Origin of the sequence: Methylophaga thalassica (assembly GCF_030159795.1) — a bacterium.
Classification (GTDB): domain Bacteria; phylum Pseudomonadota; class Gammaproteobacteria; order Nitrosococcales; family Methylophagaceae; genus Methylophaga; species Methylophaga thalassica.
Window position 1 is genome coordinate 739,402 of sequence record NZ_BSND01000003.1, and the last position, 23,962, is coordinate 763,363.

Genomic DNA, 23,962 nt, shown 5'->3' on the forward strand with positions numbered 1-23,962 from the left:
GCATATAAAAAAGCCGTCAGAAATGACGGCTTTTTTGAGGGAGCTAACAGTTGCCTTTTTTGGCCTGACCAGGAGGACAGAAATGACCTTTATGATCATCATGATAATGTTTTTCATGATGTTCACCGTGACCTGCTGATTCATCAGTATTGACGGCTACACCCGTGGCTGCACCAATGGCACCACCTATCATTGCTCCTTCACGTCCACCGACTTCATTGCCAACGGCAGCGCCTACAGCACCACCAATACCGCCACCTACCGCTGCATCTAATGTAGAACTATCAGCATGAGCTGCAAATGTTGTCACCAACAATGGGATAATCAGGAATCTTATGTTCATATTATGATTGAGCCTTTTTGCAAATAACTAGCGCACAACATAACTAAATATAAGGAAATTGGCAATTATTCGCTGGATTGGTCATTCAGTGCCATGCCCTTATTTGGTGTTTTTACTCCAGCTTTACCTTGTAATAAAGTCGATGTGGCAGACTCAATATAGGCGTCTAAACGGTGATCCAGTTTTTCCGTATCTGCCGTGTCATATATTTCACTAGCTGATGCTATAGGTAATAGCTGATATTGATACAACGAGGCGGAATTATCGGTTGATTTAACCAGTACTTTATTATCATCAATGATGGCTGTAGTCGGATCTGAACCAGATGGTTTGATCACGGCAAATCCGGCGTCATGAATATTCAGTAAATCACGGCCCCAGCAGCTATAAGTAGTATCTCCACCCAGTAAACCAGCTACAGTCGGTGCGATATCCACTTGAGCACCAACTGTTGAATTACTGTGTCCATAGTTTTTAACAACATTTGGACCAAGCACTAATAGCGGCACATGGAATTTGAGCATATCAATATCGGTGACTTGATTGGGTGTGCTAAAGCCATGATCACCCACTAAAACAAATAATGTGTTGTCAAAATAATCTGATTTGGCCACTTTTTTAAAAAACTGACCTAATGCCCAGTCGGCATAACGCATCGCTGTTAGATGCTCATTCAATTCACCATGTCCAGTGACTTTTGCAACAGGCAGTGGGGTAGGTAAGGCATATGGCGTATGATTGGATAAAGTCTGTAAAAAGGCAAAAAACGGCTTATCGTTAGGCATTTTTTGTAACTCTTCGGCAGCCCGGTCGAACATATCCTGATCCGATACACCCCACGTAGGATCGGAGAAAACAGGATTCACAAAGTCATGTCTGCCAATAAAACGTTGCATACCCTGGGCACCAAAAAAGCCTTTTTGGTTATCCCAGGCAAAATCACCGTTATAAACATACATGCTTTGATAGTCTCGGTCGGCGGTCATTTGTATCAAACCTGAAAAATGGTTACTGCCTTCAGGTTGTTGCATCAAATACTCATAGTGCGGCAGGTTAGGAAAACAGGCTAATGAAGCAAACATGCCCTGGTGAGTATGTGTGCCATTAGAAAAAAAGCGATTAAATAACAGGCCTTGTTTGGCGAGTTTGTCGAACTCTGGAGTAATAGCTTCGTCATGGCCCAAGGCACCAACATATTCACCACTAAAACTTTCCATCAGAATGAACACAACATTTAATGGCTTTTTGCTTTCACCTGTACCGGCATGGTAAGTACGTAAGACAGGCGAGTAGTCTGGGTCTAGTTGTGTATCCGATGGCGTTAAAACCATCTGTTCCACAGTATTGTCGGCTTCAGCTATTGGCATTTTCTTGAGCCATTTGTTGTCACCTTTTTTAGTACCAATGACCGCTTTAGCTAATGTATAAACACCGTTTAAACCTAAATGATTGGCAAAAAGATAATGACTCTGGAAGGCATCACCCCAACGAAGTGGTGGTCCCTGACGTAATGTGCCACGCGCAGCAACAACAGATATCAGCAAGACCACAAAGAATGCTGTCATTCTTAAGCTGTATCGAGTTTTATCTGTAGATTTAGTTTGGTTAATTCGGCTGTTTAGCGTAAAGATAAAAAACAATGCTGTGATAAGTAAACCAATGATGATGAGATAAGTGACAACAGGAAAGCCATACCAAATCATGCTTAACACCGTTGCCGGATCTTCCTTCATATATTCAAATACCAGGCTGTTTAGTCGTGTATGAAATTCATGATAGAAGTCGAGCTCTACAATGGCGAGAAAGATCATCACACTGGACACAAAGGTAAGCCAGAGCGTGTAGGCTTTGCGGTTGTTTAACCCTTTTTTAAATAGCAAACCAATGATTAAGGGCAGCAGTACATAAACAGTGACGATTAAGTCAAAGCGGAGCCCGGTGATAAAAGCTTGAATGAGATCATGGTTGGGAATGGCGGCACTGAGATCATTGTTTCGCCACAACAGAATTGCTCTCAATAGCGTCTGTAATAGCATCAAAATAAATGCTGAACTAAAAATAAAATAAAGATCAGAAAAAAGACTGTTGTTATCGTTTTTTTGCATGGAGCGTCCATCAGTTATCAGCAGAATCACTCATCGCTAGTAGATGCAGTGAAATGATCGGTGAACGCCAGTTTGCATCGATTTCGTTAAGAAAAACTTAAGGTGAAGCCTTCAGTATATTGACTGCTATGTTCTTGTTTATCAGCGGTTGGCAATTAAAAATTTTAATTATCAAAAAATTCAGCCGATATACTCTCTGCATAGACTATGAAATATTCATGGTTGACATAATTAACGATTAAATTTGACTGAGGCTGGAGCTGGAATGCAGTTTATTAAGAACCTTCCTATCGGGAAAAAGATTTTCAGTGTGGTTATTATTCTTGGCATAACCCAAGTGATCATCTCTGCTTTTGCTATCTTCAAAATGAATAATATTTCAGAGGAATTTTCTGTTATTCATGAGATGTCACTGCCACTTGAAAAAAATGTGTCTGAAGCGAGTCAGCTTCAATTAAAAAAAGCGGCTGAATTACAGCAGTTGATGATTGATGCCAAATCAGGGGCGAGAAGAAACATCATCAAAGAGCATTTCACCAGCATAGAAAATATCACTGCACAAACCAATCAAGCGATGCAAGACATCGTCACTATCCTGGATAAATCGAAAGGCAAGGTACTTGATGCTGATTTACACGCGGATGTGCTTAGTCTGGACGAAAATACAGCTAAAGTAGTTGAGCAGCAGGCTAATTATCAGAAATACGTTGATAGTGCGATTCAGATTATCAAACGCGGTGGAAGTATGTCGGGCGGTGGTTATTTATCAAAGGATGAGCAGGCACAGCTACAGGATATCGAAGCAAAATTATTTGAAAGCTTACAAGCCATGCAAGCGAGCATTGATAATATTACAAACCGGTCAGTAAAAAATGTTCAGAATGTGCAGCGCTCCAGTTTATTTAGCCTGATTGCAATGGCAGTGGCTTCACTAATAATTGGTATTTTCATCTCAAAAATTATTATTAGTAATATCGTTACCCCCATTAAAGGCGTGATGGCTGTTCTTACCTCAATGGCTCAGGATAATGATTTAACAAAACGGATGAACTTTGACAGCGCTGATGAAGTAGGTGCGATGGGGAAAACATTTAATCGTTTTGTCGAAAAACTTCAGAGTTTGGTCATTAGTATTACTCAAGCATCAGAGCAATTATCGACTGCAGCCGAAGAAACCTCAGTGGTGAGTATTTCAACCAATAAGAATATTGCTAAACAAAAAAATGAAACGGTGCACGTCGCATCGGCTATCACCGAGATGACAGCAACCGTACAAGAAGTTGCGATTAGTGCTGAAAAGGCCTCTGAAGCGGCTATTAAAGGCGATAAAGACTCGGAGTCTGGTCGTAAAGTTGTTGAGGAAATTGTTGCCTCAATTAATAACCTTGCAGCAGAAATTAATACTTCAACCTCTGTCATTAAAACTCTGAAATCAGATAGTGAAAACATCGGTACCGTACTTGATGTAATTAAAAGCATTGCTGAACAAACAAACTTACTTGCTTTAAATGCAGCTATTGAAGCGGCCCGAGCTGGTGATCAAGGGCGTGGTTTTGCTGTTGTGGCTGATGAAGTGCGTTCTTTAGCACAAAAAACACAAGACTCAACCAAAGAGATTGAAGACCTGATCCTTACTTTGCAGCAAGGATCAGATAATGCTGTTAACTCGATGGCACTGAATCAGAAGAGTATTGAAGGGCTTGTGTCAAAAGCGGTAGATGCCACTAATTCATTAAAAGAAATTACCAATTCGGTTAGCTCAATCACTGAGATGAATACCTTGATTGCGACCGCAGCCGAGCAGCAAAGTCATGTGGTCAACGAAATTAATAGCAATGTGCATAATATTCAACAGGTGTCAGAAAACACAGCCGAAGGATCTGAGCAGGTATCACAGGCGAGCCAGGAAATTGCGCAATTGAGTGAAAAACTCACCAGTATGGTCAAGCAGTTTAAAGTATCGTAAAAGAGCATTTTTGATAGCGACTTTGTATACATGCATTTAATTGCTGTCGCGGCTTGGAATAAGACGTTAATATCCGGATATGGATATTAACGTCATCAGTTAATTATTCTTATTTAAAACAAATGGTTATTAAATGATCGTAGAATAATGTCTTTATTCATTGCTGAGCGATGAGCATCTATTCTAAGATCAGCTTTTCAGCTGGAATATTAAGATGTCATTTGTTTTTATTGGATTGTTTATTGTCATATTAGTGGCTGTTCTGCTTCTCGCCTTGATGAAGGATGACAAGGATAAAACAGAAAAGACAACAGACTATCCCTACAGTAAACAACCATCATTACTCACTCCGGCAGAACTCTCATTCCAACATAGCCTGAAACTTGCCGTCGATGGACAGTATGATATTTCTTCTAAAGTGCGACTGGCTGATATCGTCATCGTAAAGCAAACGAAGTCTAAATCTGAGTGGCAAAAAGCCTTTAACAAAATTCAGTCCAAGCACGTTGATTTTGTTCTGACTGACACGAAAACAGCCGATATTTTATGTGCGATAGAACTCGATGATGCTTCACATAGCAAGCCTGCAAGACAACTCCGTGATGACTTCCTCGATAATGTATTACGAGTTGCCAGAGTGCCTTTATTACGTTTCACAGTAGAGCAAAGTTATCAGTCGCAATTGATAGCCGAGAAAATAAAGAATGCGATTCATCCTGAATTTGCTATTCAATTTTCATCTGATGTCGTGATGGATGACATAAAAATTCTGATCAATCCGGATAGATAATTCTTGTCGTGCAGGTTGCGTCAAGATAGCTCGATAGCTTCATCTGATCTGCTCACCATTCGATACTCATATAATAGAGGTGCCTAGGCTATAGTTAGCAGAAGTACCTTTATTTTTATCGGTTGATTATTTCTGTGAGTTAAAAAAATGATATTTCTAACTCACGCTTATTAATAGAGTGAATCTCATCAGAAGATAGTTTTTCAGAACAGATGACTGAAACAAGCCATCATGAATGATTATGGTTGATGATTGTGGGGAAGGGGGAGTGGAGAGACAGATGGCGCGCCCGGCACGATTCGAACGTGCGACCGCCTGGTTCGTAGCCAGGTACTCTATCCAGCTGAGCTACGGGCGCTATCTATCTGAAATCTATTATTGAAATAAAAAAGCAGTCCCGATTTCTCGGTGACTGCTTGATTATGTACTTTAAATGGCGCGCCCGGCACGATTCGAACGTGCGACCGCCTGGTTCGTAGCCAGGTACTCTATCCAGCTGAGCTACGGGCGCTAAAGCCGCTTATTATACAAGCATCCAATGATGCCATCAATAAAATTTATGGCGGAGAGCGAGGGATTCGAACCCTCGATAGGGGTAAACCTATACGCCCTTAGCAGGGGCGCGCCTTCAGCCTCTCGGCCAGCTCTCCATCAAAGCCGCCTAGTATATCAGATGATAACGATTTGGCTAGTGATAATTGTAAATTTAACTCACATTTGGCTGATCTTTTTCAGCCTGAATGCGATCGTAGATTTCTTCACGGTGCACGGTGACGTCTTTAGGAGCGTCTACACCAATTCTTACCTGATTACCTTTAACACCAAGTACGTTTACAACAACATCGTCACCGATGATGAGTGATTCGCCAACACGACGTGTGAGTATTAACATGTTTTTTTCCCCTTACTCTCAAAAATTAGGCCGAGGTATCAGGAGAATTATGATGACTCCTTTCGATTGATCAGGCCTCGTGCCTTTGTCCTATTCATTTATGTAGAGGTCTTCTCGCCTCTTTATTCATGGACTATAAAAAAAACTTTTTTATCCATTGTTCAGATAATATTTTATCAGGAACAGAACATCTAAGCGATAAAATCATCTCAAAAACATGACGAGACTCAAGCATTTAGCTTTTAAGCAGGTGCTTGTTCTAGATTAAATGCCTTATGTAATGTTCTAACCCCCAGCTCCAGGTATTTCTCATCAATAACCACAGAGATTTTGATTTCTGAAGTAGATATCATACTGATATTGATGTTTTCTTTTGCTAGTGAACCGAACATTGTGCTGGCAATACCTGCGTGCGAGCGCATGCCTACACCGACAACAGAGATTTTGGCAATTTTCTCGTTACCATTAACCTCTCTGGCACCCAGCTCTTCAGCCGTTCTTTGTAAGATAGTTAACGCAGCTTGATAGTCATTGCGATGAACAGTAAATGTAAAGTCTGTTGTCGAGTCATGACCGGTATTTTGAATGATCATATCGACTTCAATGTTCTCAGCTGCGATAGGGCCGAGAATTTGTGAAGCAATGCCTGGGTGATCAGGTACACCAAGAATAGTCAGTTTGGCTTCATCACGATTAAATGCAATACCTGAAATTAAAGCTTGTTCCATTGATGGGTCCTCAGCCGCGATTAATGTGCCACCACCTTCAGTAAATGAGGAAAGGACACGTAATGGGACGTTATATTTACTCGCAAATTCGACAGAGCGTATTTGCAAAACTTTTGCACCTAAGCTGGCCATTTCCAGCATTTCTTCGAAAGTAATAGAGTCTAGGCGACGTGCTTCAGAAACAACTCTGGGATCAGTGGTATAGACGCCATCGACATCGGTGTATATCTGGCATTCATCCGCTTTTAGTGCAGCTGCTAATGCAACAGCCGTTGTGTCACTACCACCGCGACCAAGAGTGGTGATGTTACCATTCTCATCACACCCTTGAAATCCTGCAACCACCACCACTTTGCCCTGATTGAGATCCTGACGAATATTCTTGTCGTCAATCTCCATAATCCGTGCTTTGTTATGTGCATTATCAGTCAGGATGCGGACTTGACTGCCTGTATAAGAAACAGCGGGCATACCCATTTGAGCAAGTGTCAAACTGAGCAGTGCAATGGTAACTTGCTCACCTGTTGATAAAAGCACATCTAACTCACGGCCACGCGGGTTATCGCTTAGTTGTTTGGCTAAATCGATTAAACGATTTGTTTCGCCACTCATCGCTGAAACGACCACGACTAAATCATGACCTTGATTACGATAATCAATGATCTTTTTGGCTACTTCGCGGATACGTTCAGCGGAGCCAACAGATGTGCCACCATATTTTTGAACAATTAAAGACATGCTTAGTTTTCCAACTTCGAAGTCACCCAGTCTGGTACAGAAGCTAGAGCTGCTGCCAGGTTCTGAGGTTCATTACCGCCGCCTTGAGCCATATCAGGACGACCGCCACCTTTACCACCAACCTGACTAGCTATATGACCAACCAGATCTCCGGCGCGGATTTTATCGGTAATATCCTTAGTAACGCCAGCAATAATTGTAATTTTTTCATCCTGGACAGCGGTGAGTACAATAGCAGCCGTGCCAAGCTTATTTTTGAGCTGATCGACGGTGTCTCGAAGTGATTTACCATCAGCGCCTTCCAACGTGGAAGCCAATACTTTGATACCGTTAATGTCGGTAGCAGAATCTGCTAAATCATTGCCTGCACTGCTGGCTAATTTGGCTTTTAATACGTCCAGTTCTTTTTCTAACTCACGTTGTCTTTGTACCAGCTGTGAGGCTTTGTCTTGTACATTGGCAGGTTTAGCTTTTAGTAACTCAGATACATCAGTGAGGGTTGATTCCATTTGCTCTATGTAATCAATCGCTTTTTCACCGGTGACGGCTTCAATACGACGCACACCCGATGCAATACCCGCTTCAGAAATAATTTTGAGCATACCGATGTCACCGGTTTGTTTAACGTGGGTACCACCACAGAGTTCGATTGAGAAATCGCTCATGCTCAATACGCGGACTTCGTCATCGTATTTCTCGCCAAACAAAGCCATTGCGCCGCTTTTCTTCGCTTCTTCTATGGCCATTAAACGAGTTTCAACAGGGTGGTTGAGGCGAATTTGTTGGTTTACTAAACGTTCGATTTCACGTAGCTGAGCTCGTGTCACAGGCTCAAAGTGTGAAAAGTCAAAGCGCAAACGTTGTGGATTGACTAATGAACCTTTCTGCATCACATGCTCGCCAAGAACTTTACGTAAAGCCGCATGTAATAAATGCGTCGCTGAGTGATTTAATGCTGTCGCCAGACGGTTATTTTCATCAATCTGTGCGGTGACATGTTGACCAACTTGGAAACGGCCATGTTCACATCGACCGATATGTGTGAATGCTTGAGATTGTTTACGCGTATCGGTAACCGTGAAGCTCGCGTTATCTACGTTGATGTCACCGTGATCGCCTACCTGACCACCAGACTCAGCATAGAAAGGGGTCTTGTCTAATACGATTAACCCTTCTTGACCTTCAGAAATGCTATCAACATGTTCGCCATTGACGATGATTGCCAGGATGGTGCTGTCATGTTGAGTGAGGTCATAACCACAAAATTCTGTACTACTATCAATAGTAATTTGGTCTGATAAACCACCTGAGAACTGGCTCGCACTACGGGCACGACTACGTTGTGCTTCCATGGCACGTTCAAAACCAGCGATATCAATTGTCAGGCCGCGTTCGCGAGCAATATCTGCAGTCAGATCGATAGGGAAGCCGTATGTATCATAGAGTAAGAAAACAGTTTCACCTGGAATCTCTTTATCACCCATGTCTTCAATGGCTTGGTCCAGAATTTTTAACCCATTATCCAGCGTGTCAGCAAAGCGTGTTTCTTCTTGTTGAAGTGCTTTTTCAACAAGCTCCTGCGATTGGGCAAGTTCAGGAAATGCTTCGCCCATTTCATCAACAAGAGGTTGCACCAGCTTGTAGAAAAAGTTGTCTTTGAGTCCGAGCTTATGACCATGACGAATCGCGCGACGGATAATACGACGCAAGACATAACCACGGCCTTCATTCGATGGATAAACACCATCGGTGACCATGAATGAACATGAGCGAATATGATCGGCGATAACGCGTAGTGAGAAGTTAGTGTGATCTTCTGTACCAGACAGTTTTTGAATCGCTTGGATCAGATGTTGGAATAGATCTATTTCGTAGTTGTTATGAACGTGTTGTAGCACGGCTGCCAGACGTTCAAGCCCCATGCCCGTATCCACAGAAGGTTTTGGCAACGGTGTCAAGGTACCATCAGCTGAACGGTTGAACTGCATGAAGACCAGATTCCAGATTTCGATATAACGATCGCCATCTTCTTCTGGTGTGCCAGGCGGACCACCGGCAACATCTTCACCGTGGTCATAGAATATTTCCGAGCATGGGCCACATGGACCTGTATCACCCATTGACCAGAAATTATCTTTTGCGCCAATACGGGAAAAACGTTCTGCTGAAACACCAATTTCTTTTAACCAGATATCAGCCGCTTCATCATCTTCCTCGAAAACGGTGATCCACAATTTTTCAGCAGGCAGCCCAAGTGTTTCTGTTAGAAACTCCCATGCATATTGAATAGCTTCACGCTTGAAGTAATCACCAAAGCTGAAGTTACCCAGCATTTCAAAGAACGTATGGTGGCGAGCGGTGTAACCGACATTTTCCAAGTCATTGTGTTTACCGCCGGCACGCACACATCGCTGTGTCGTGACAGCACGCGTGTACTTACGCGTCTCTTGACCTAAGAAGGTTTCCTTAAATTGCACCATACCTGCATTGGTGAATAGAAGAGTGGGGTCATTAGCAGGGACAAGAGGACTACTTGCTACGACTTCATGACCTTTACTTGCGAAAAAGTCGAGAAACAACTTGCGAATATCTGCGCTACTTTTCATCGTCGGTTAAATTAAAACTTTCCGTTATCTGTTCATGAGTAAATCCCCGATACTGTAAAAACCTTTGCTGTTTTGCTCGGCTTTTATAATCATCAGGTATTTCCTCGCCAAAACGCTTACAACGTACTTCTGAGGCAAGCGTAAACCAATCTATTTCTGCCGCGGTCATGCATTCGGTGATGATGTCGGCAGCCACACCCCGATCTTTTAATTCCATGTTGATGCGAACCGCACCATAACCTCGATTTGCTCTCGAACGGATAAAGCTTTCAGCAAATCGAACATCACTTTGCAGATTTGTTTCTTTTAGTTGTTGAATAACTTTCTCAACTTCTTCTGCATCAAAACCTGCTTTGTTGAGCTTTTGTGCCAATTCATGAGCACTATGTTCGCGGTTGGCTAAATAGCTTACGGCTCGTGCACTGGCTGATTGCTTCACGCCTCGACGTCGTCCTCAACAGCGCTATCATCTTTTTTGGCTGTCTTTTTAGGCAACATGGTTTCACGTATTTTGCTTTCAATTTCAGCCGACATTTCTGGGTTTTCTTTAAGATAGCCACGCACATTATCTTTACCCTGACCGATACGTGTTCCGTTGTAGCTATACCAAGCGCCTGATTTTTCGACAATATTCTGTTGAACGCCTAAATCAATCAATTCACCTTCACGTGAAATACCTTCACCATACATGATGTCGAATTCAACCTGTTTGAAGGGCGGAGCGACTTTATTTTTGACGACTTTGACACGGGTTTCGTTACCCAGAATCTCATCACCTTTTTTGATTGCACCAATACGTCTGATATCCAAACGTACAGAGGCATAGAATTTAAGCGCGTTACCACCTGTTGTGGTTTCAGGGTTACCAAACATGACACCAATTTTCATACGAATCTGGTTGATGAAGATAACCAGCGTATTGGAGCGTTTAATGTTAGCGGTCAGCTTACGTAATGCTTGTGACATTAAACGAGCCTGAAGCCCCATGTGACTGTCACCCATATCACCTTCGATTTCAGCTTTTGGCGTCAATGCGGCAACGGAGTCTACCACTACGATATCCACAGCACCGGAACGAACCAGCATATCGGTGATTTCTAAGGCTTGTTCACCTGTGTCAGGCTGAGAAACCAGCAGGTCATCAATATTGACACCTAATTTTTCAGCGTAAACAGGATCAAGAGCATGTTCAGCATCCACAAACGCGGCTGTACCACCTGTTTTTTGCATCTCAGCGATAGCATGCAACGTCAATGTAGTTTTACCTGAAGATTCTGGTCCGTAAATTTCAATAACACGACCACGAGGAAGACCACCTATACCAAGTGCAACGTCTAGCCCAATTGAGCCAGAAGATACGGCTGACACGTCACGAGCTGCGACATTATCACCCAGACGCATAACAGAGCCTTTACCAAATTGCTTCTCAATTTGACCAAGCGCGGCGCCTAGCGCTTTTTTCTTATCGTCATCCATTGCACTACCTCTGAAGCTGTTTTTAATAAATCCTTCGATTATCCCATAGATAGCAGTCAGTCTCTAGCGTTTTTAATGATTCCGGATAAGGCCGCTAACACGGCTTGTCGTCTGACACTTTCTCTATCCCCATCGAATTGAAAAAGCTGACTGCTGACTTTATCTATTTGAGATGCCCAAGCTATCCATACTGTACCAACAGGTTTGTTTTCTGTACCGCCACCGGGGCCGGCAATACCGGTTAATGACACGCTAATATCGGCTTTCGAATGGCGAAGTGTACCTATCGCCATTTCCTCGGCTACTAACTGACTGACAGCGCCATATTGATCGAGTGAAGCTAACTTGACGCCGAGTTGCTCGTGTTTAGCCTGGTTACTGTAGGTGACGAAACCTCGTTCAAACCAGCTCGAACTACCGGCAAGATCCGTGCAACATTTCGCCACCCAGCCACCAGTACATGATTCTGCTGTCGCCAACATTAAATGCTTTTTATTTAAAGTTTCAGCGACTTGAATGATTTTTTCTTGCAGTGATGCGTCAGAAATATTTTGCATGATATAAACTATAAAAATGACTCAAATTCAAAATCATACTCCAATGATGCAGCAGTATCTGCGCATCAAAGCCGAACATCCGGAATTTTTGCTGTTTTATCGTATGGGGGACTTTTATGAGCTCTTTTTTGACGATGCTCATAAAGCCGCCGAACTGCTTGATATCACATTAACTGCGCGTGGCAGCAGTAACGGTGCACCTATTCCTATGGCGGGGGTGCCTTACCATGCGGCAGATAATTATTTATCAAGACTTATTAAGCTGGGTGAGTCTGTTGCTATTTGTGAGCAAATAGGTGATCCGGCAACGAGTAAAGGTCCTGTTGAGCGACAAGTTGTAAGAGTTCTGACGCCAGGTACATTGACGGAAGAAGCACTGCTGGACAGCCGCAATGAAAATCTCCTGCTCGCTATTTGTGAAGAAAAAGGGCGATATGGATTAGCTTATGCTGAGATTAGCAGCGGTCGGTTTATTATCAGTGAACTAGATAATGCTGAATTATTAAAAGCCGAATTAGCCAGGTTACAACCCGCAGAAATTTTATTAAGTGAAACATTACTGGCGGGGTTTGAGGCGTTTGAAAAACAACTTCGCAAGCTACCGGAGTGGCATTTTGAATTAAAGGCAGCCAAAACTCGATTATGTGAACAATTTAATACAACTGATCTAAAAGGGTTTGGTTGTGAGGGACTGGATATTGCGATTCGCGCTGCCGGCTGTTTAGTGAACTACGCACAAGAAACACATAGAACAGCGTTGCCTCATTTGCGCCAACTTAGTGTTGAGTATTCGAAAGACAGCATTCGACTGGATCCACAATCACGAAAAAATCTTGAACTTGAACGTAACCTGTCAGGAGGCATTGAAAATAGCCTTATCTCGGTACTGGACAGGACCGCGACACCGATGGGCGCACGTATGTTGAGACGCTGGTTAATGCGTCCAATACGTGATCACAAAACATTAGTTGATAGACAACATGTGATTCAGGAGTTTTTGGAGCACAATAGTTTCAACGACTGTCATGCTTTGATGAAGTCGTTGGGAGATATTGAGCGTATTTTGTCACGGATGGCGCTTCGTACAGCCAGACCTCGTGACTTTATGCATATTCGACGTCTTTTAGAAACGTTGCCTGAATTACATCAGTTATTGAAATCGAAGCAAAGTACCCATCTGCGGCAACTGGATCGACAGTTAGGCACGTTCAGTGAATTACTTCTGCTATTACAACAAGCGATTATCGATGAACCACCTGTTCTCATCAGAGATGGTGGGGTCATAAAAGCAGGTTATAACGAGGAGTTGGATCGTTTACGCGATCTGCATAAAAATGCCAGTGGCTTTTTAGATCAACTTGAACAACAAGAACGCCATAGAACAGGCGTTAATACCCTCAAAGTAGGCTATAACAAAGTGCATGGCTATTTTATCGAACTGAGTCGTGCTCACGATATTACATTGCCTGATGAATATGTTCGGCGTCAGACATTAAAAAACGCTGAACGGTACATCACACCTGAACTGAAACGCTTCGAAGAACAGGTTCTCAGTGCGAACGAAAAAGCATTAGCTTTAGAAAAGGCGCTTTACGATGAATTGTTCGATAAAGTGGCACCAGAATCAATGGCCTTATCACAATGTTCTATGTCATTAGCTGAGCTGGATGTGCTTGCCAATCTTGCTGAGCGGGCCGAGACATTGGATTATGTCGCCCCGGAGTTTGTGAATGATGCCGGAATCCATATTGAAGCAGGTCGACACCCGGTTGTGGAAGTGTGTCAAAACCAAGCTTTTTGCGCTAATGATCTGAAATTAACCGCTGAGCAGTCCACATTAATTATTACCGGTCCCAATATGGGTGGTAAGTCGACCTATATGCGTCAGACAGCATTGATCGTCCTAATGGCACATATGGGCAGTTATGTGCCGGCGAGCAAAGCAATTATCGGGCCCGTGGATCAAGTCTTTACCCGTATCGGGGCATCAGATGACCTAGCTTCGGGTCGTTCGACCTTCATGGTGGAAATGAATGAAGCGGCGACTATCCTCAACAATGCTACACACCACAGCTTGGTTTTAATGGATGAAATTGGCCGTGGAACCAGTACCTTTGATGGTCTAGCTTTAGCTTGGTCATGTGCTGAAAAACTGATTCGTGATATTGGCGCTTATACCTTATTTGCGACACATTACTTCGAGATGACACAACTACCCGAGTTATTTGAGCAAGCCAGGAATGTGCATCTGGATGCTATCGAACATGGTGACAAGATTGTCTTTCTTCATCAGTTGAAAGAAGGGGCCGCCAGTCAAAGCTATGGTCTTCAGGTAGCTCAGCTTGCTGGTGTGCCTGCTGATGTAATTAAAGCCGCCAAAACCAAATTAAAGCAACTGGAACAGACCCACTACTCAGTCGACACGACAAACGCGCAGCCACAACAAGACTTATTTACCCAAGAAGCAGAATCTTCGCCGCTTGAGAAACGACTAGAGCAAATAAACCCCGATGAACTAAGCCCAAAACAAGCATTAGATATCTTGTATGAGCTTAGCCAATTACTCAGGCACTAGTGAAGGTGCTGTTTTTTCTGATTCATAAAGTCGCCGAGTTTTTCTGGACGGGGAGGCATTTGAACATGATATCCCTGCGTTTCCAGATTCTTCATCACGGTGATGACATCTTCACGGGCGAGTGGTTTTTCGGGTGACAACTCAAGCTCCATAACGAACTGTGGCTCTTTTCCCATTGAGTCATAGAGCGCCTGTGGGACTTCTGAAAAATCATCTTTCTTGCTGATGTAAAGATATAACTCTTCTTTTTTTAGACTTTTATAAATATACGTTTTCATTATCTATGAGATAGGTGGATGATAAATAATTTGGACTACAGTACCACTAGGGTCGTAACAGTAAAAACTTCTGGCACCATCTCTGTGAGTACGCGGTGGGTTTCGAATGCTCACATCATGTGCTGTTAAGAACTCGAACCAGTCGTCAACTTCTTCTATGGCTGGAATAATAAAACCAATATGATCCAATTTTTGTTGATGCGCTGGTGCAGCAGGTTCAGCTGCCTGATGTAGGGCAAGGTTGTCATTACCTGAAGTCAGATAGACATTCTGTTCATCCGGCCGCCACTCGACTTCCATCCCAAGTAATTCCGTATAGAAATGTTCACATGCAGCCAAATCATCAACAAAGAGGGCGACATGTCGCATGCCACCGGTTTTGCCTGGCCGTACTCGTTTTTTTACAGACATCTGTTACTCTTTTCTTTATTACTCGACTTCAATGATTTCGTAATCATGCGTCACCGTTGCTGTCTTTGCCAACATAATGGTGGCTGAGCAATATTTCTCTGTCGACATTTTGATAGCACGCTCAACAAAATTCGCCTTTACGTTTTTACCGGTGATTTTGTAGTGAATATGAATATTAGTGTAAACCTTTGGCGCTTCTTCGCTTCTTTCGCCATTCGCCTCAATAACACAGTCGCGAATATCTTGTTGAGACTTCTTCAATATTTCGATGACATCAAAGGCTGTACACCCAGCCATACCCATCAGTAATAACTCCATCGGACGCATGCCGGTGCCATGTCCGCCTGCTTCTTCCGGGCCATCCATCACTACGGTATGACCTGTTCCTGACTCGCCGAGGAATAAAACATCTTCGACCCATTTCACTCGTGCTTTCATTTAAATGTTTCCTAAAGTTGATAAGTCACTTTAAATTTGACATATTTATCAAATCGCTAAGGGATTATACCCGTTTATGCTGTATTATTGCCCGCTCACCCATTTTGGATATATAGATGGACTATCATAGACACAAGGCCATTGAGCAAGGATTAGCAGAGTTTTTTCGCTGCTGTCACACAAAAACCTATCCGGCGAAAAATATCATTGTTCGTCCTGGTGATCCTCCTCACACGCTTTATTACATCCGTGAAGGCTCTGTGAGTGTTTGTATGGAGAACGAAGAAGGCGAGGAGCTCATCGTCGCTTATCTGAACCAGGGTGATTTTATTGGTGAAATTGGTATGTTTTCCGATGTCGGTGAGCGTATGGTCACTGTCCGTGCCAGAACGGATGTCCGAACCGAAGAGATTTCGTATCAACAAATCATGAATCTCTCAAAGACTCAGTTAAAAGAGTGTTACCCAACACTGTTATTTACCATTGCAGAACAATTAGCGAAACGTTTGTTATCAACGACTCGCAAAGCCACCGATATGGCATTTCTTGATGTGGCAGGTAGAGTCGAGGCGGCTTTACATGAACTAGCGGCACAACCAGATGCAATGCGTCATCCAGATGGCATGCAAATCAAGGTCACACGCCAGGAAATTAGCCGCATGGTTGGGTGTTCTCGAGAAATGGTTGGCCGTGTACTAAAAGAGTTACAAGACAATGGCCTGTTATGGGCAAAAGGAAAGACGATGATCATCTATGATGAAGAACATCGTCATAAAAAACCTTTAGTAAAAAAGCTTGGCTAATTCCGTCCCGGGATCATCTGCCCGCATAAAGGCTTCACCTACCAAGAAACCATTGACCTTATTGTCACGCATTAATTTGACGTCATCACGAGTATGAATGCCGCTTTCGGTAATCACGATATGACCTTGGGGAATGCGTTGCAATAATGACAGGGTGGTGTCGAGCGAGGTTTCAAAAGTTCTTAGATCGCGATTGTTGATACCAATCAAAGGTAGATTTAATACCAGAGCGCGTTCTAGCTCTTCGAGATCGTGTACTTCTACCAGTACATCCATACCTAGTTGAATCGCGAGCTGACTTAAACTTTCTAGTTGATTATCATCCAAAGCCGCGACAATTAACAGAATACAGTCAGCGCTTATCGCTCTTGCTTCAAATACCTGATAGGGATCGATAATAAAGTCTTTACGAATCACTGGCAGGGAGCAGGCATTACGTGCTTCTTGTAAATATACTTCATGACCCTGAAAAAAATCACGGTCGGTTAAGACGGACAAACAGGCGGCCCCACCTTTCTCGTAACTGACGGCAATGTCTTTAGGTATAAAGTTTTCTCTTATCAAACCTTTGCTCGGCGAGGCTTTTTTGATTTCTGCAATCACGGCCGGTTCGTTATTAAGCATTTTTTTGCTGATAGACTCAACAAAACCGCGAACGGGATTAGCTTGTTCAGCTAATTGCTGCATGATAGCTAACGGAATTTTAGCTGAGCGTTCAGCGACTTCCTGCTGTTTGCGTTGTAGGATATTGAGCAAAATATCAGGTGTATTTTCAGACATAGTATTAAGTTCGGCTTGTAACAATAAGGGCATTTAATTTTTGAGTAGCGGCACCCGAGTCGATAAGCTCTGCTGCCATAGCAATTCCTTCTGCGAGTGAAACAGTGATATCAGCTGCATAAATTGCTGCACCAGCATTTAACACAACAATATCACGCGCAGGACCGGGTTTGCCGTCGAAGACTTCTTTGATCAGCGATAGGCTATCCTGTGCATTGCTGACCGTTAAGGTTTCAATCGTATTCTGTTGAAGACCAAAATCTTCCGGTTTAATCGTGTAGGTCGTCACTTTACCCTCTTTGAGCTCAGCGACATGGGTTTCAGCACCGATACTGATTTCATCAAGACCATCTTCAGCATGAACCACTAAAACATGTTGGCTGCCGAGTTTTTGTAACACTTCAGCCATCGGTTTTACCCATTTTTTATCAAACACACCTAAGACCTGATGAGCGGCTTGAGCAGGGTTGGTGAGCGGGCCAAGTAGGTTAAAGATAGTTCTGACACCCATCTCACGACGCGGTCCAATCGCATGTTTCATGGCGCCATGATGTTTTTGAGCAAACATAAAACCGACACCTACTGTTTCGATACAGTGTTTTACCTGTTCCGGACTAAGCTCTAAGTTAACGCCAGCGGCTTCAAGCACATCGGCACTACCCGAACTACTACTGATGGAACGGTTTCCATGTTTGGCCACCTGACAACCCGCTGCTGCAGCAACAAAGGCACTAGCTGTAGAAACATTAAAGGTACTGGCACCATCACCACCGGTACCGCAGGTATCAACAACATGTTTGCCCTTGATATGAACAGGGGTCGCCAGACTTCGCATCACTTCGGCCGCTGCTGCAATTTCTGTGACCGTTTCACCTTTCATTTGCAGACCAATTAAAAAACCACCAATTTGTGCTGGTGTGGCATTACCGGTCATGATTTGATTCATGACGTCAGTCATTTGGTCGTGGCTAAAATCTTGGCGCAGGATGAGCTGCTTGATCGCTGCCTGTATATCCATGAAAGGCCCTTATCTTTGCAGAAAGTTATTCAGTAATTCGTGACCTTGTTCGGTCAGAATAGATTCTGGATGAAATTGCACACCTTCTATTGGCAGCGTTTTATGTTCAATGCCCATGATTTCATCCAGCTCACCATCTTCCGTTTGGGTCCAGGCGGTAATATTGAAACAATCCGGCAAGTTATATTTGCTCACAACCAAGGAGTGATAACGTGTGGCTTCTAAAGGGTTATTCAGGCCTTTAAATACACTCGTATTGTTGTGATACACCTTAGACGTTTTCCCATGCATTATTTGGCTGGCATGAATCACTTCACCACCAAACACCTGTCCAATGGCTTGATGACCCAAGCAGACACCCAGCATTGGTTTTTTGCCGGCGAAATGCTTGATAACTTCCATGGATATACCAGCTTCATTTGGTGTACATGGACCTGGTGATAGAACAATTTTGTCAGGGTTCATTGCTTCAATGTCAGCAATGGTAATTTTATCGTTACGATGAACGGCGACGTCTTCCCCGAGCTCAGCAAAATATTGCACCAGGTTGTAGGTAAAAGAGTCATAATTATCAATCATTAACAGCATGTATCTAGTCCTAGGTTAGCTTTCTGCATGAGGATTGGCTTCCAATCCTGCTTCCGCCATGGCAACAGCACGAAAGATCGCGCGGGCCTTATTCATCGTTTCTTTCCATTCCATTTCCGGCACGGAGTCATAAACAATACCGGCACCCGCCTGGATATGCAGCAGATCATTTTTTATAACTGCTGTGCGTATGGCTATGGCCGTATCCATATTGCCAGACCAAGATAAATAGCCAACTGCACCAGCATAAACGCCGCGTTTGACCGGTTCTAATTCGTCGATAATTTCCATTGCACGTACTTTAGGAGCACCACTCACTGTGCCAGCGGGGAAGGTCGCTCTTAAAGCGTCAATGGCTGACATATTGTCTACCACTTGACCGGTGACATTAGACACAATGTGCATGACATGAGAATAGCGCTCAATGACCATTTTATCGGTGAGTTCAACTGTACCGGTTTTACTGACTCTGCCAACATCATTACGACCGAGGTCAATCAACATCAAGTGCTCAGCAAGCTCTTTAGGATCTGATAATAAATCCTGCTCTAAGGCAATGTCTTCTTCTTCGTTTTTACCACGAGGACGGGTGCCGGCAATCGGACGAACAGTGACTTCCTGATCTTCCATGCGAACCAAAATCTCAGGTGATGAACCCACCACAAAAAACTCACCAAGATTCAAGTAGTACATATAAGGTGAAGGGTTAAGGGTTCTTAAGGCTCGGTATAAATCAATCGGAGGCGCACTGTAAGGAATGGTCAGGCGCTGAGACAACACCACTTGCATGATATCGCCGTCATTAATGTATTGTTTTGCCTTTTCGACAGCATCAGTAAAGCCTTTCTCAGTAAAGCCAGACTGAAAGTCTTCTTCATTGACTTGTTTATGGGCTTTATTCTGATGGAAGTCCATCGCTGTCTGACGCAACGTTTGTGTTAACTCGTCCAGACGTTGTTGTGCCTGACGGTAGGCATTTTCTGTATTTGGGTCTGCGTGAACAATCAAATGCAATCGACCACTTAGATTGTCAAACACGACTAACTCGTCTGACACCATTAAGAGAATATCTGGACATTCGAGCGGATCGGAGTCCGGTGCATTACCTAGTCGTGATTCAACATAACGTACAGTGTCATAGCCAAAATAACCGACAAGACCACCATTAAATTTGGGTAATGAATCGATTTCTGCAACACGATAGCGTGTCTGGAATTGTTCTATCCATGCCAGAGGATCGTCGGCTTGTGCTGTTTCAACAACTTGCCCATCCAGTTCCACCACAATGTCTTTATCATGAACGCGAACAATTGTGTGGCAAGGTAAGCCAATCATCGAGTAACGACCCCATTTTTCACCACCCTGAACAGATTCAAACAGGTAGGAATAGGGCGCATCAGCCAATTTGAGATAAGCACTTAATGGTGTATCTAAGTCTGCTAAAACTTCCCTTGATAAGGGGATGCGGTTGTAGCCTTCTGTGGCAAGTTGATCAAATTCTGACTGTTTCATTGCTTCTTTCTAAAATAAGCTTTCCAGCTCTGCAAAAGTATCTATTACGGTATTGGGTGCAGCTGCAGAAATTGGCTGACCGTGATTGTAACCGTAGCTCACGCATATAATGGCAAGTCCAGCAGCTCTAGCTGCTTTTACGTCATTGACGGAGTCGCCGATCATTAATGCCTTTTCGGAGGTAATCCGAAAGTAATCAACACCATACAGTAATGGTGCCGGATGTGGTTTTTTATGTGGCGTTGTATCACCACTCACCACAAGGTCAAAATAATCTTTCAGACCAAGCTTTTCAAGCAAAGGCAGAGTAAACGTTTCATCCTTGTTAGTGACACAAGCTAGTTTAATCTGCTTCTTTTTAAGCCAGGACAGTCCTGTGAATACATCTGGGTAAACCTGACTGCTTTCACAGGGGAACTGCTGATAATAATCTAAGAATAGAGGCAATGCTTTTTGCAGTAATGCTGTTTCTGCTTTTTGTTGCATTTCGCCTGTTAGTGCTCGTTCAATAAGTCGGGGAATGCCATTACCTACCCAACTTCTGACGTCAGCTTCGCTTGCTTTTGCCAATCCTAGACTGCTGAGCATGTGATTGGTTGCACAAGTTAGATCTGGCACGCTGTCAACCAGCGTGCCATCAAGGTCAATAAAAACAACCTCAGGTAAATCTAACTTCATTGAGCGATTAAACGTTTGCTTTAGCTAATTCCTCACGCAGCGCAGCAATCACTGTTTCATAGCGGTTAGGATCACTATCTTTTGCTGCACCAAATACAGCAGAACCAGCCACAAAGGTACGCGCACCTGCTTCAGCGATTTCACGGATGTTATTGACGTTAACGCCACCATCGATTTCTAAATCAATGTCGTAACCACTTTCATCAATCATTTTGCGTGCTTGACGTAGTTTTTCCAGCGTATGAGGAATGAATTTCTGACCGCCAAAGCCAGGGTTAACTGACATCAGCAGAATACGATCTACTTTATCTAAAACGTGTTCAGCTAGAGAAAGTGGTGTGGCTGGATTAAATACTAAACCGGTTTTACAACCTTCGGCTTTCACTAATTGCAGACTACGGTCAATATGTTCTGAGGCTTCTGGATGGAAAGTAATAAATGTTGCGCCAGCTTGAGCAAAGTCAGGGATGATGCGATCAACGGGTTTGACCATTAAATGCACGTCAATTTCATGGGTGACACCATGTTTGCGCAGTGCATCACATACCAATGGACCAATTGTCAGGTTCGGTACATAGTGGTTATCCATTACGTCAAAGTGCACAATATCCGCACCTGAAGCAAGAACGTTATCTACTTCTTCACCCAAACGAGCAAAGTCTGCAGACAGGATTGAAGGGGCAATTTTGAATTCAGCCATGATTGTCTCTCTTAAAATCGAATAATAAAAACGTGATGTAAACCTGATACTTTACCGTATCGGCTTTCTTTTTTCAGCTTTTGAAATCAATAGGCTGAGATTATACTGGACCTGAAAATAATGAGATGGAGTTAGACTTGCGAAAACGGTTGAAATTTATCGCTTTGTTGTTAATGACAGTTTATCTGGCTCACGCCCAAGCTGCTGATGAAACAGAAACCCCTGCCGGGGCTGATAATAATGAGACGGTCGCCGAAGAAAATTCACCGATTATGTTACGTGAGCAGGGTAATGTGGAAGGCTATGTTGCGCTGACCGTCAGTGAGCAATCGATAGATGCCACATACATGCCGGATAGTCTGGGTAAATCAGCAGGGAAAGTATTGATTCTGCACGGACGTGGTCAGGATATCGATAGCGATGGCATTGTTCGCACCCTCAGGATGGGCTTAAGCAAAGCTGGCTGGTCAACCATGACAGTCGCTTTACACTATGAACTCACTCCTAATCTGTACCTCGCAACATCGAATTCAGAAAAAACAACTGACACTGATGCTGCTAATACGAGTTCTGACGATAGCGATGATGCAGAGCAGCCAGCAGCGGCAGAAACTGAAACAGCAACAGAACAGAGTGAGGAGCCGACAGAGGCAGCAGCAGACGACGCAGAGAACCAAACTGCTGAAGGTGATGGTGAACAATCAGACACTGAGAACACACCTTATATAGTCAGTAATGAAGCACGCATTGCTGCAGCTATGAGTTATCTGGCAGAAAAACAGGATGGACCGACGGCCATTATTGGGTTTGGTGAAGCAGCCAATCTGGCAAATGAGAGTTTTTCAATGGCAAGCGGTGAGGTAGGCATCGTGTGGATTAATACGGATATTGAGTTGACTGAACCACCTAAAGTAAAAGTAATACTCGATCTGATAGCTGAGAGACCATTACAAACAGATATAAAAGCGGTTCAACGCAAAGCGAATATGAGAAAAGCCAATGTGAACAATTATGAACAACGAAAAATCATCACGATCAGTCCCAGCTTCTATGGCGCTGAAGCCAATGTTCTTGGCATCGTTCGTGGTTGGCTACACAAACACTTTATCGCCGAGGATGATGCTTAATGCGCATTTATGGTGATGGCAGTCTCATCCATCAAGCCGTATCTGATGATGGTTTAATTGAGGTGGTAGACAGTGGCAATATCCGCTCCTTGCATTTTGGGACTTTTCCCAGACAGAGTTCAATGCGGCTTAATCAGCCGCACTATCTGGAGCTGAGTTACACACAAGCAATGATGGGGTGTTTGTTACTGAATCCCAATCCTCAACGAGTCTTAGTTATCGGGCTGGGTGGCGGTTCATTGGTCAAGTTTCTATTGCACCATTTCCCTGATTGTTATGTCGATGTCGTGGAATATCGTCGCGACGTTGTGGATGTGGCACAGTCTTTTTTCCAGGTTCCGATTGATAACCCCAACTTAAATATCAACCTTGGTGATGGTTATCTTTATGTCAATCAATGTTTTTATCAAACGGATTTTAGCTATGATCTGATTCTGGTTGATGCCTATGATCAAAATGGCATGGCAGCCAGTGTTGGCGTTCAGGCTTTTTTTGATGCCTGTTCAGGCATTCTGACAGACAATGGTGTGTTAAGTATTAATCTGTGGGGAAGTGAACGTGCCTTGTTTAACTCAACCATGGAAAGAATTAATGAGAGCTTTCAACAGCGTGCTATGATTCTGCCGGTTGAGAATAAGGGCAATGTCATTGCTTTAGCCACCAAGTTTAATGTGGAAAATGCGTATCTGAAAAAATTGCGCCAGCAAGTCAATAGTTTAGAAATGGTGTATCAAATTAACTTACCACGATCATTACAAAATCTCATCAGACAAAACCGAAACTTTATTCATCGTTTATTCGCGATTTAATATTGGCTTTGTGTGAGAGGGGTTATCAGTCAGTCATTAGCGTA

Annotated in this window: 23 protein-coding genes and 3 tRNA genes; 6 read left to right on the top strand and 20 right to left on the bottom strand. The window is 43.4% G+C overall.

What is annotated here, in order from left to right; genetic code table 11:
* Positions 1–43: 43 nt before the first annotated feature.
* Together QQL60_RS03780 and QQL60_RS03785 are read right to left on the bottom strand one after the other, a co-directional pair.
* Entirely contained in the window at positions 44–343 is a 300-nt protein-coding gene (locus tag QQL60_RS03780) for a YMGG-like glycine zipper-containing protein (protein WP_007145415.1), read from the bottom strand.
* 65 nt (positions 344–408) lie between these two features.
* The gene (locus QQL60_RS03785) at positions 409–2,448 is read right to left on the bottom strand and encodes an LTA synthase family protein (protein ID WP_284722463.1); all 2,040 of its coding nucleotides are present in this window, start codon (positions 2,446–2,448) and stop codon (positions 409–411) included.
* Positions 2,449–2,713: 265 nt separating this feature from the next.
* Between QQL60_RS03785 and QQL60_RS03790 the strand changes: the two genes are divergently transcribed.
* Both QQL60_RS03790 and QQL60_RS03795 read left to right on the top strand, forming a co-directional pair.
* Positions 2,714–4,414 carry a methyl-accepting chemotaxis protein gene (locus QQL60_RS03790; RefSeq protein WP_284722464.1) on the top strand — a complete coding sequence of 567 codons (1,701 nt, stop codon included), beginning with the start codon at positions 2,714–2,716 and terminating at the stop codon, positions 4,412–4,414.
* A 214-nt stretch (positions 4,415–4,628) separates the two neighbouring features.
* The gene (locus QQL60_RS03795; protein WP_284722465.1) at positions 4,629–5,204 is read left to right on the top strand and encodes a DUF2726 domain-containing protein; all 576 of its coding nucleotides are present in this window, start codon (positions 4,629–4,631) and stop codon (positions 5,202–5,204) included.
* A gap of 281 nt (positions 5,205–5,485) precedes the next feature.
* On the opposite strand, the gene QQL60_RS03800 is transcribed toward QQL60_RS03795, so the two are convergent.
* The 9 genes from QQL60_RS03800 to QQL60_RS03840 all read right to left on the bottom strand — a co-directional run bounded on the left by QQL60_RS03800 (position 5,486) and on the right by QQL60_RS03840 (position 12,201).
* Positions 5,486–5,562: transfer RNA gene (locus tag QQL60_RS03800), tRNA-Arg, on the bottom strand.
* 76 nt (positions 5,563–5,638) lie between these two features.
* A tRNA-Arg gene (locus QQL60_RS03805) sits at positions 5,639–5,715 on the bottom strand.
* Between the two features lie 49 nt (positions 5,716–5,764).
* Positions 5,765–5,854: transfer RNA gene (locus tag QQL60_RS03810), tRNA-Ser, on the bottom strand.
* 56 nt (positions 5,855–5,910) lie between these two features.
* Positions 5,911–6,096: a carbon storage regulator CsrA gene (gene csrA, locus QQL60_RS03815; RefSeq protein WP_091711813.1), complete on the bottom strand. Its 186-nt coding sequence runs from the start codon at positions 6,094–6,096 to the stop codon at positions 5,911–5,913.
* Between the two features lie 242 nt (positions 6,097–6,338).
* Positions 6,339–7,562: an aspartate kinase gene (locus QQL60_RS03820; protein ID WP_284722466.1), complete on the bottom strand. Its 1,224-nt coding sequence runs from the start codon at positions 7,560–7,562 to the stop codon at positions 6,339–6,341.
* Between the two features lie 2 nt (positions 7,563–7,564).
* Positions 7,565–10,168 carry an alanine--tRNA ligase gene (gene alaS / locus QQL60_RS03825; protein ID WP_284722467.1) on the bottom strand — a complete coding sequence of 868 codons (2,604 nt, stop codon included), beginning with the start codon at positions 10,166–10,168 and terminating at the stop codon, positions 7,565–7,567.
* Complete coding sequence (locus QQL60_RS03830; protein ID WP_284722468.1) at positions 10,158–10,607, bottom strand: regulatory protein RecX; 450 nt, start codon at positions 10,605–10,607, stop codon at positions 10,158–10,160. Before QQL60_RS03830 ends, alaS begins: the two co-directional genes overlap by 11 nt.
* Positions 10,604–11,644: a recombinase RecA gene (gene recA, locus QQL60_RS03835; RefSeq protein WP_284722469.1), complete on the bottom strand. Its 1,041-nt coding sequence runs from the start codon at positions 11,642–11,644 to the stop codon at positions 10,604–10,606. Before recA ends, QQL60_RS03830 begins: the two co-directional genes overlap by 4 nt.
* Positions 11,645–11,700: 56 nt before the next feature.
* A complete protein-coding gene (locus tag QQL60_RS03840; RefSeq protein ID WP_284722470.1) occupies positions 11,701–12,201 on the bottom strand; it encodes a CinA family protein in 501 nt (166 codons plus the stop codon).
* Positions 12,202–12,217: 16 nt separating this feature from the next.
* Between QQL60_RS03840 and mutS the strand changes: the two genes are divergently transcribed.
* Positions 12,218–14,776, top strand: coding sequence for a DNA mismatch repair protein MutS (gene mutS / locus QQL60_RS03845; RefSeq protein ID WP_284722471.1), 2,559 nt, complete (start codon positions 12,218–12,220; stop codon positions 14,774–14,776).
* Here mutS and QQL60_RS03850 read toward each other — a convergent pair.
* Genes QQL60_RS03850 through QQL60_RS03860 form a run of 3 tightly spaced genes read right to left on the bottom strand, consistent with a single transcriptional unit; the run spans position 14,773 to position 15,903 of the window.
* Entirely contained in the window at positions 14,773–15,054 is a 282-nt protein-coding gene (locus QQL60_RS03850; protein WP_284722472.1) for a YcgL domain-containing protein, read from the bottom strand. The two genes, mutS and QQL60_RS03850, sit on opposite strands and share 4 nt — an antisense overlap.
* 3 nt (positions 15,055–15,057) lie before the next feature.
* A complete protein-coding gene (locus QQL60_RS03855) occupies positions 15,058–15,465 on the bottom strand; it encodes a VOC family protein (RefSeq protein WP_284722473.1) in 408 nt (135 codons plus the stop codon).
* Positions 15,466–15,483: 18 nt separating this feature from the next.
* Positions 15,484–15,903: an OsmC family protein gene (locus QQL60_RS03860; protein ID WP_273181719.1), complete on the bottom strand. Its 420-nt coding sequence runs from the start codon at positions 15,901–15,903 to the stop codon at positions 15,484–15,486.
* A 116-nt stretch (positions 15,904–16,019) separates the two neighbouring features.
* Here QQL60_RS03860 and crp point away from each other — a divergent pair, with 116 nt between their 5' ends.
* The gene (gene crp / locus QQL60_RS03865; protein ID WP_284722474.1) at positions 16,020–16,706 is read left to right on the top strand and encodes a cAMP-activated global transcriptional regulator CRP; all 687 of its coding nucleotides are present in this window, start codon (positions 16,020–16,022) and stop codon (positions 16,704–16,706) included.
* Here crp and trpC read toward each other — a convergent pair.
* Genes trpC through rpe form a run of 6 tightly spaced genes read right to left on the bottom strand, consistent with a single transcriptional unit; the run spans position 16,686 to position 21,982 of the window.
* A complete protein-coding gene (trpC, locus tag QQL60_RS03870) occupies positions 16,686–17,486 on the bottom strand; it encodes an indole-3-glycerol phosphate synthase TrpC (RefSeq protein ID WP_284722475.1) in 801 nt (266 codons plus the stop codon). The genes crp and trpC overlap by 21 nt on opposite strands.
* Positions 17,487–17,490: 4 nt before the next feature.
* Positions 17,491–18,504, bottom strand: a complete 1,014-nt coding sequence (trpD, locus tag QQL60_RS03875) for an anthranilate phosphoribosyltransferase (protein ID WP_284722476.1) — start codon at positions 18,502–18,504, stop codon at positions 17,491–17,493.
* A gap of 9 nt (positions 18,505–18,513) precedes the next feature.
* Positions 18,514–19,092, bottom strand: coding sequence for an anthranilate synthase component II (locus tag QQL60_RS03880; RefSeq protein ID WP_284722477.1), 579 nt, complete (start codon positions 19,090–19,092; stop codon positions 18,514–18,516).
* A gap of 15 nt (positions 19,093–19,107) precedes the next feature.
* Complete coding sequence (trpE, locus tag QQL60_RS03885; protein WP_284722478.1) at positions 19,108–20,604, bottom strand: anthranilate synthase component I; 1,497 nt, start codon at positions 20,602–20,604, stop codon at positions 19,108–19,110.
* A gap of 9 nt (positions 20,605–20,613) precedes the next feature.
* Positions 20,614–21,282, bottom strand: a complete 669-nt coding sequence (locus QQL60_RS03890) for a phosphoglycolate phosphatase (protein ID WP_284722479.1) — start codon at positions 21,280–21,282, stop codon at positions 20,614–20,616.
* Between the two features lie 7 nt (positions 21,283–21,289).
* Positions 21,290–21,982: a ribulose-phosphate 3-epimerase gene (gene rpe / locus QQL60_RS03895; RefSeq protein WP_284722480.1), complete on the bottom strand. Its 693-nt coding sequence runs from the start codon at positions 21,980–21,982 to the stop codon at positions 21,290–21,292.
* Positions 21,983–22,119: 137 nt separating this feature from the next.
* Between rpe and QQL60_RS03900 the strand changes: the two genes are divergently transcribed.
* A complete protein-coding gene (locus QQL60_RS03900; RefSeq protein ID WP_284722481.1) occupies positions 22,120–23,109 on the top strand; it encodes a DUF3530 family protein in 990 nt (329 codons plus the stop codon).
* Positions 23,109–23,918: a spermine/spermidine synthase domain-containing protein gene (locus QQL60_RS03905; RefSeq protein ID WP_284722482.1), complete on the top strand. Its 810-nt coding sequence runs from the start codon at positions 23,109–23,111 to the stop codon at positions 23,916–23,918. The genes QQL60_RS03900 and QQL60_RS03905 overlap by 1 nt, the downstream gene beginning before the upstream one ends.
* Positions 23,919–23,962: the final 44 nt, after the last annotated feature.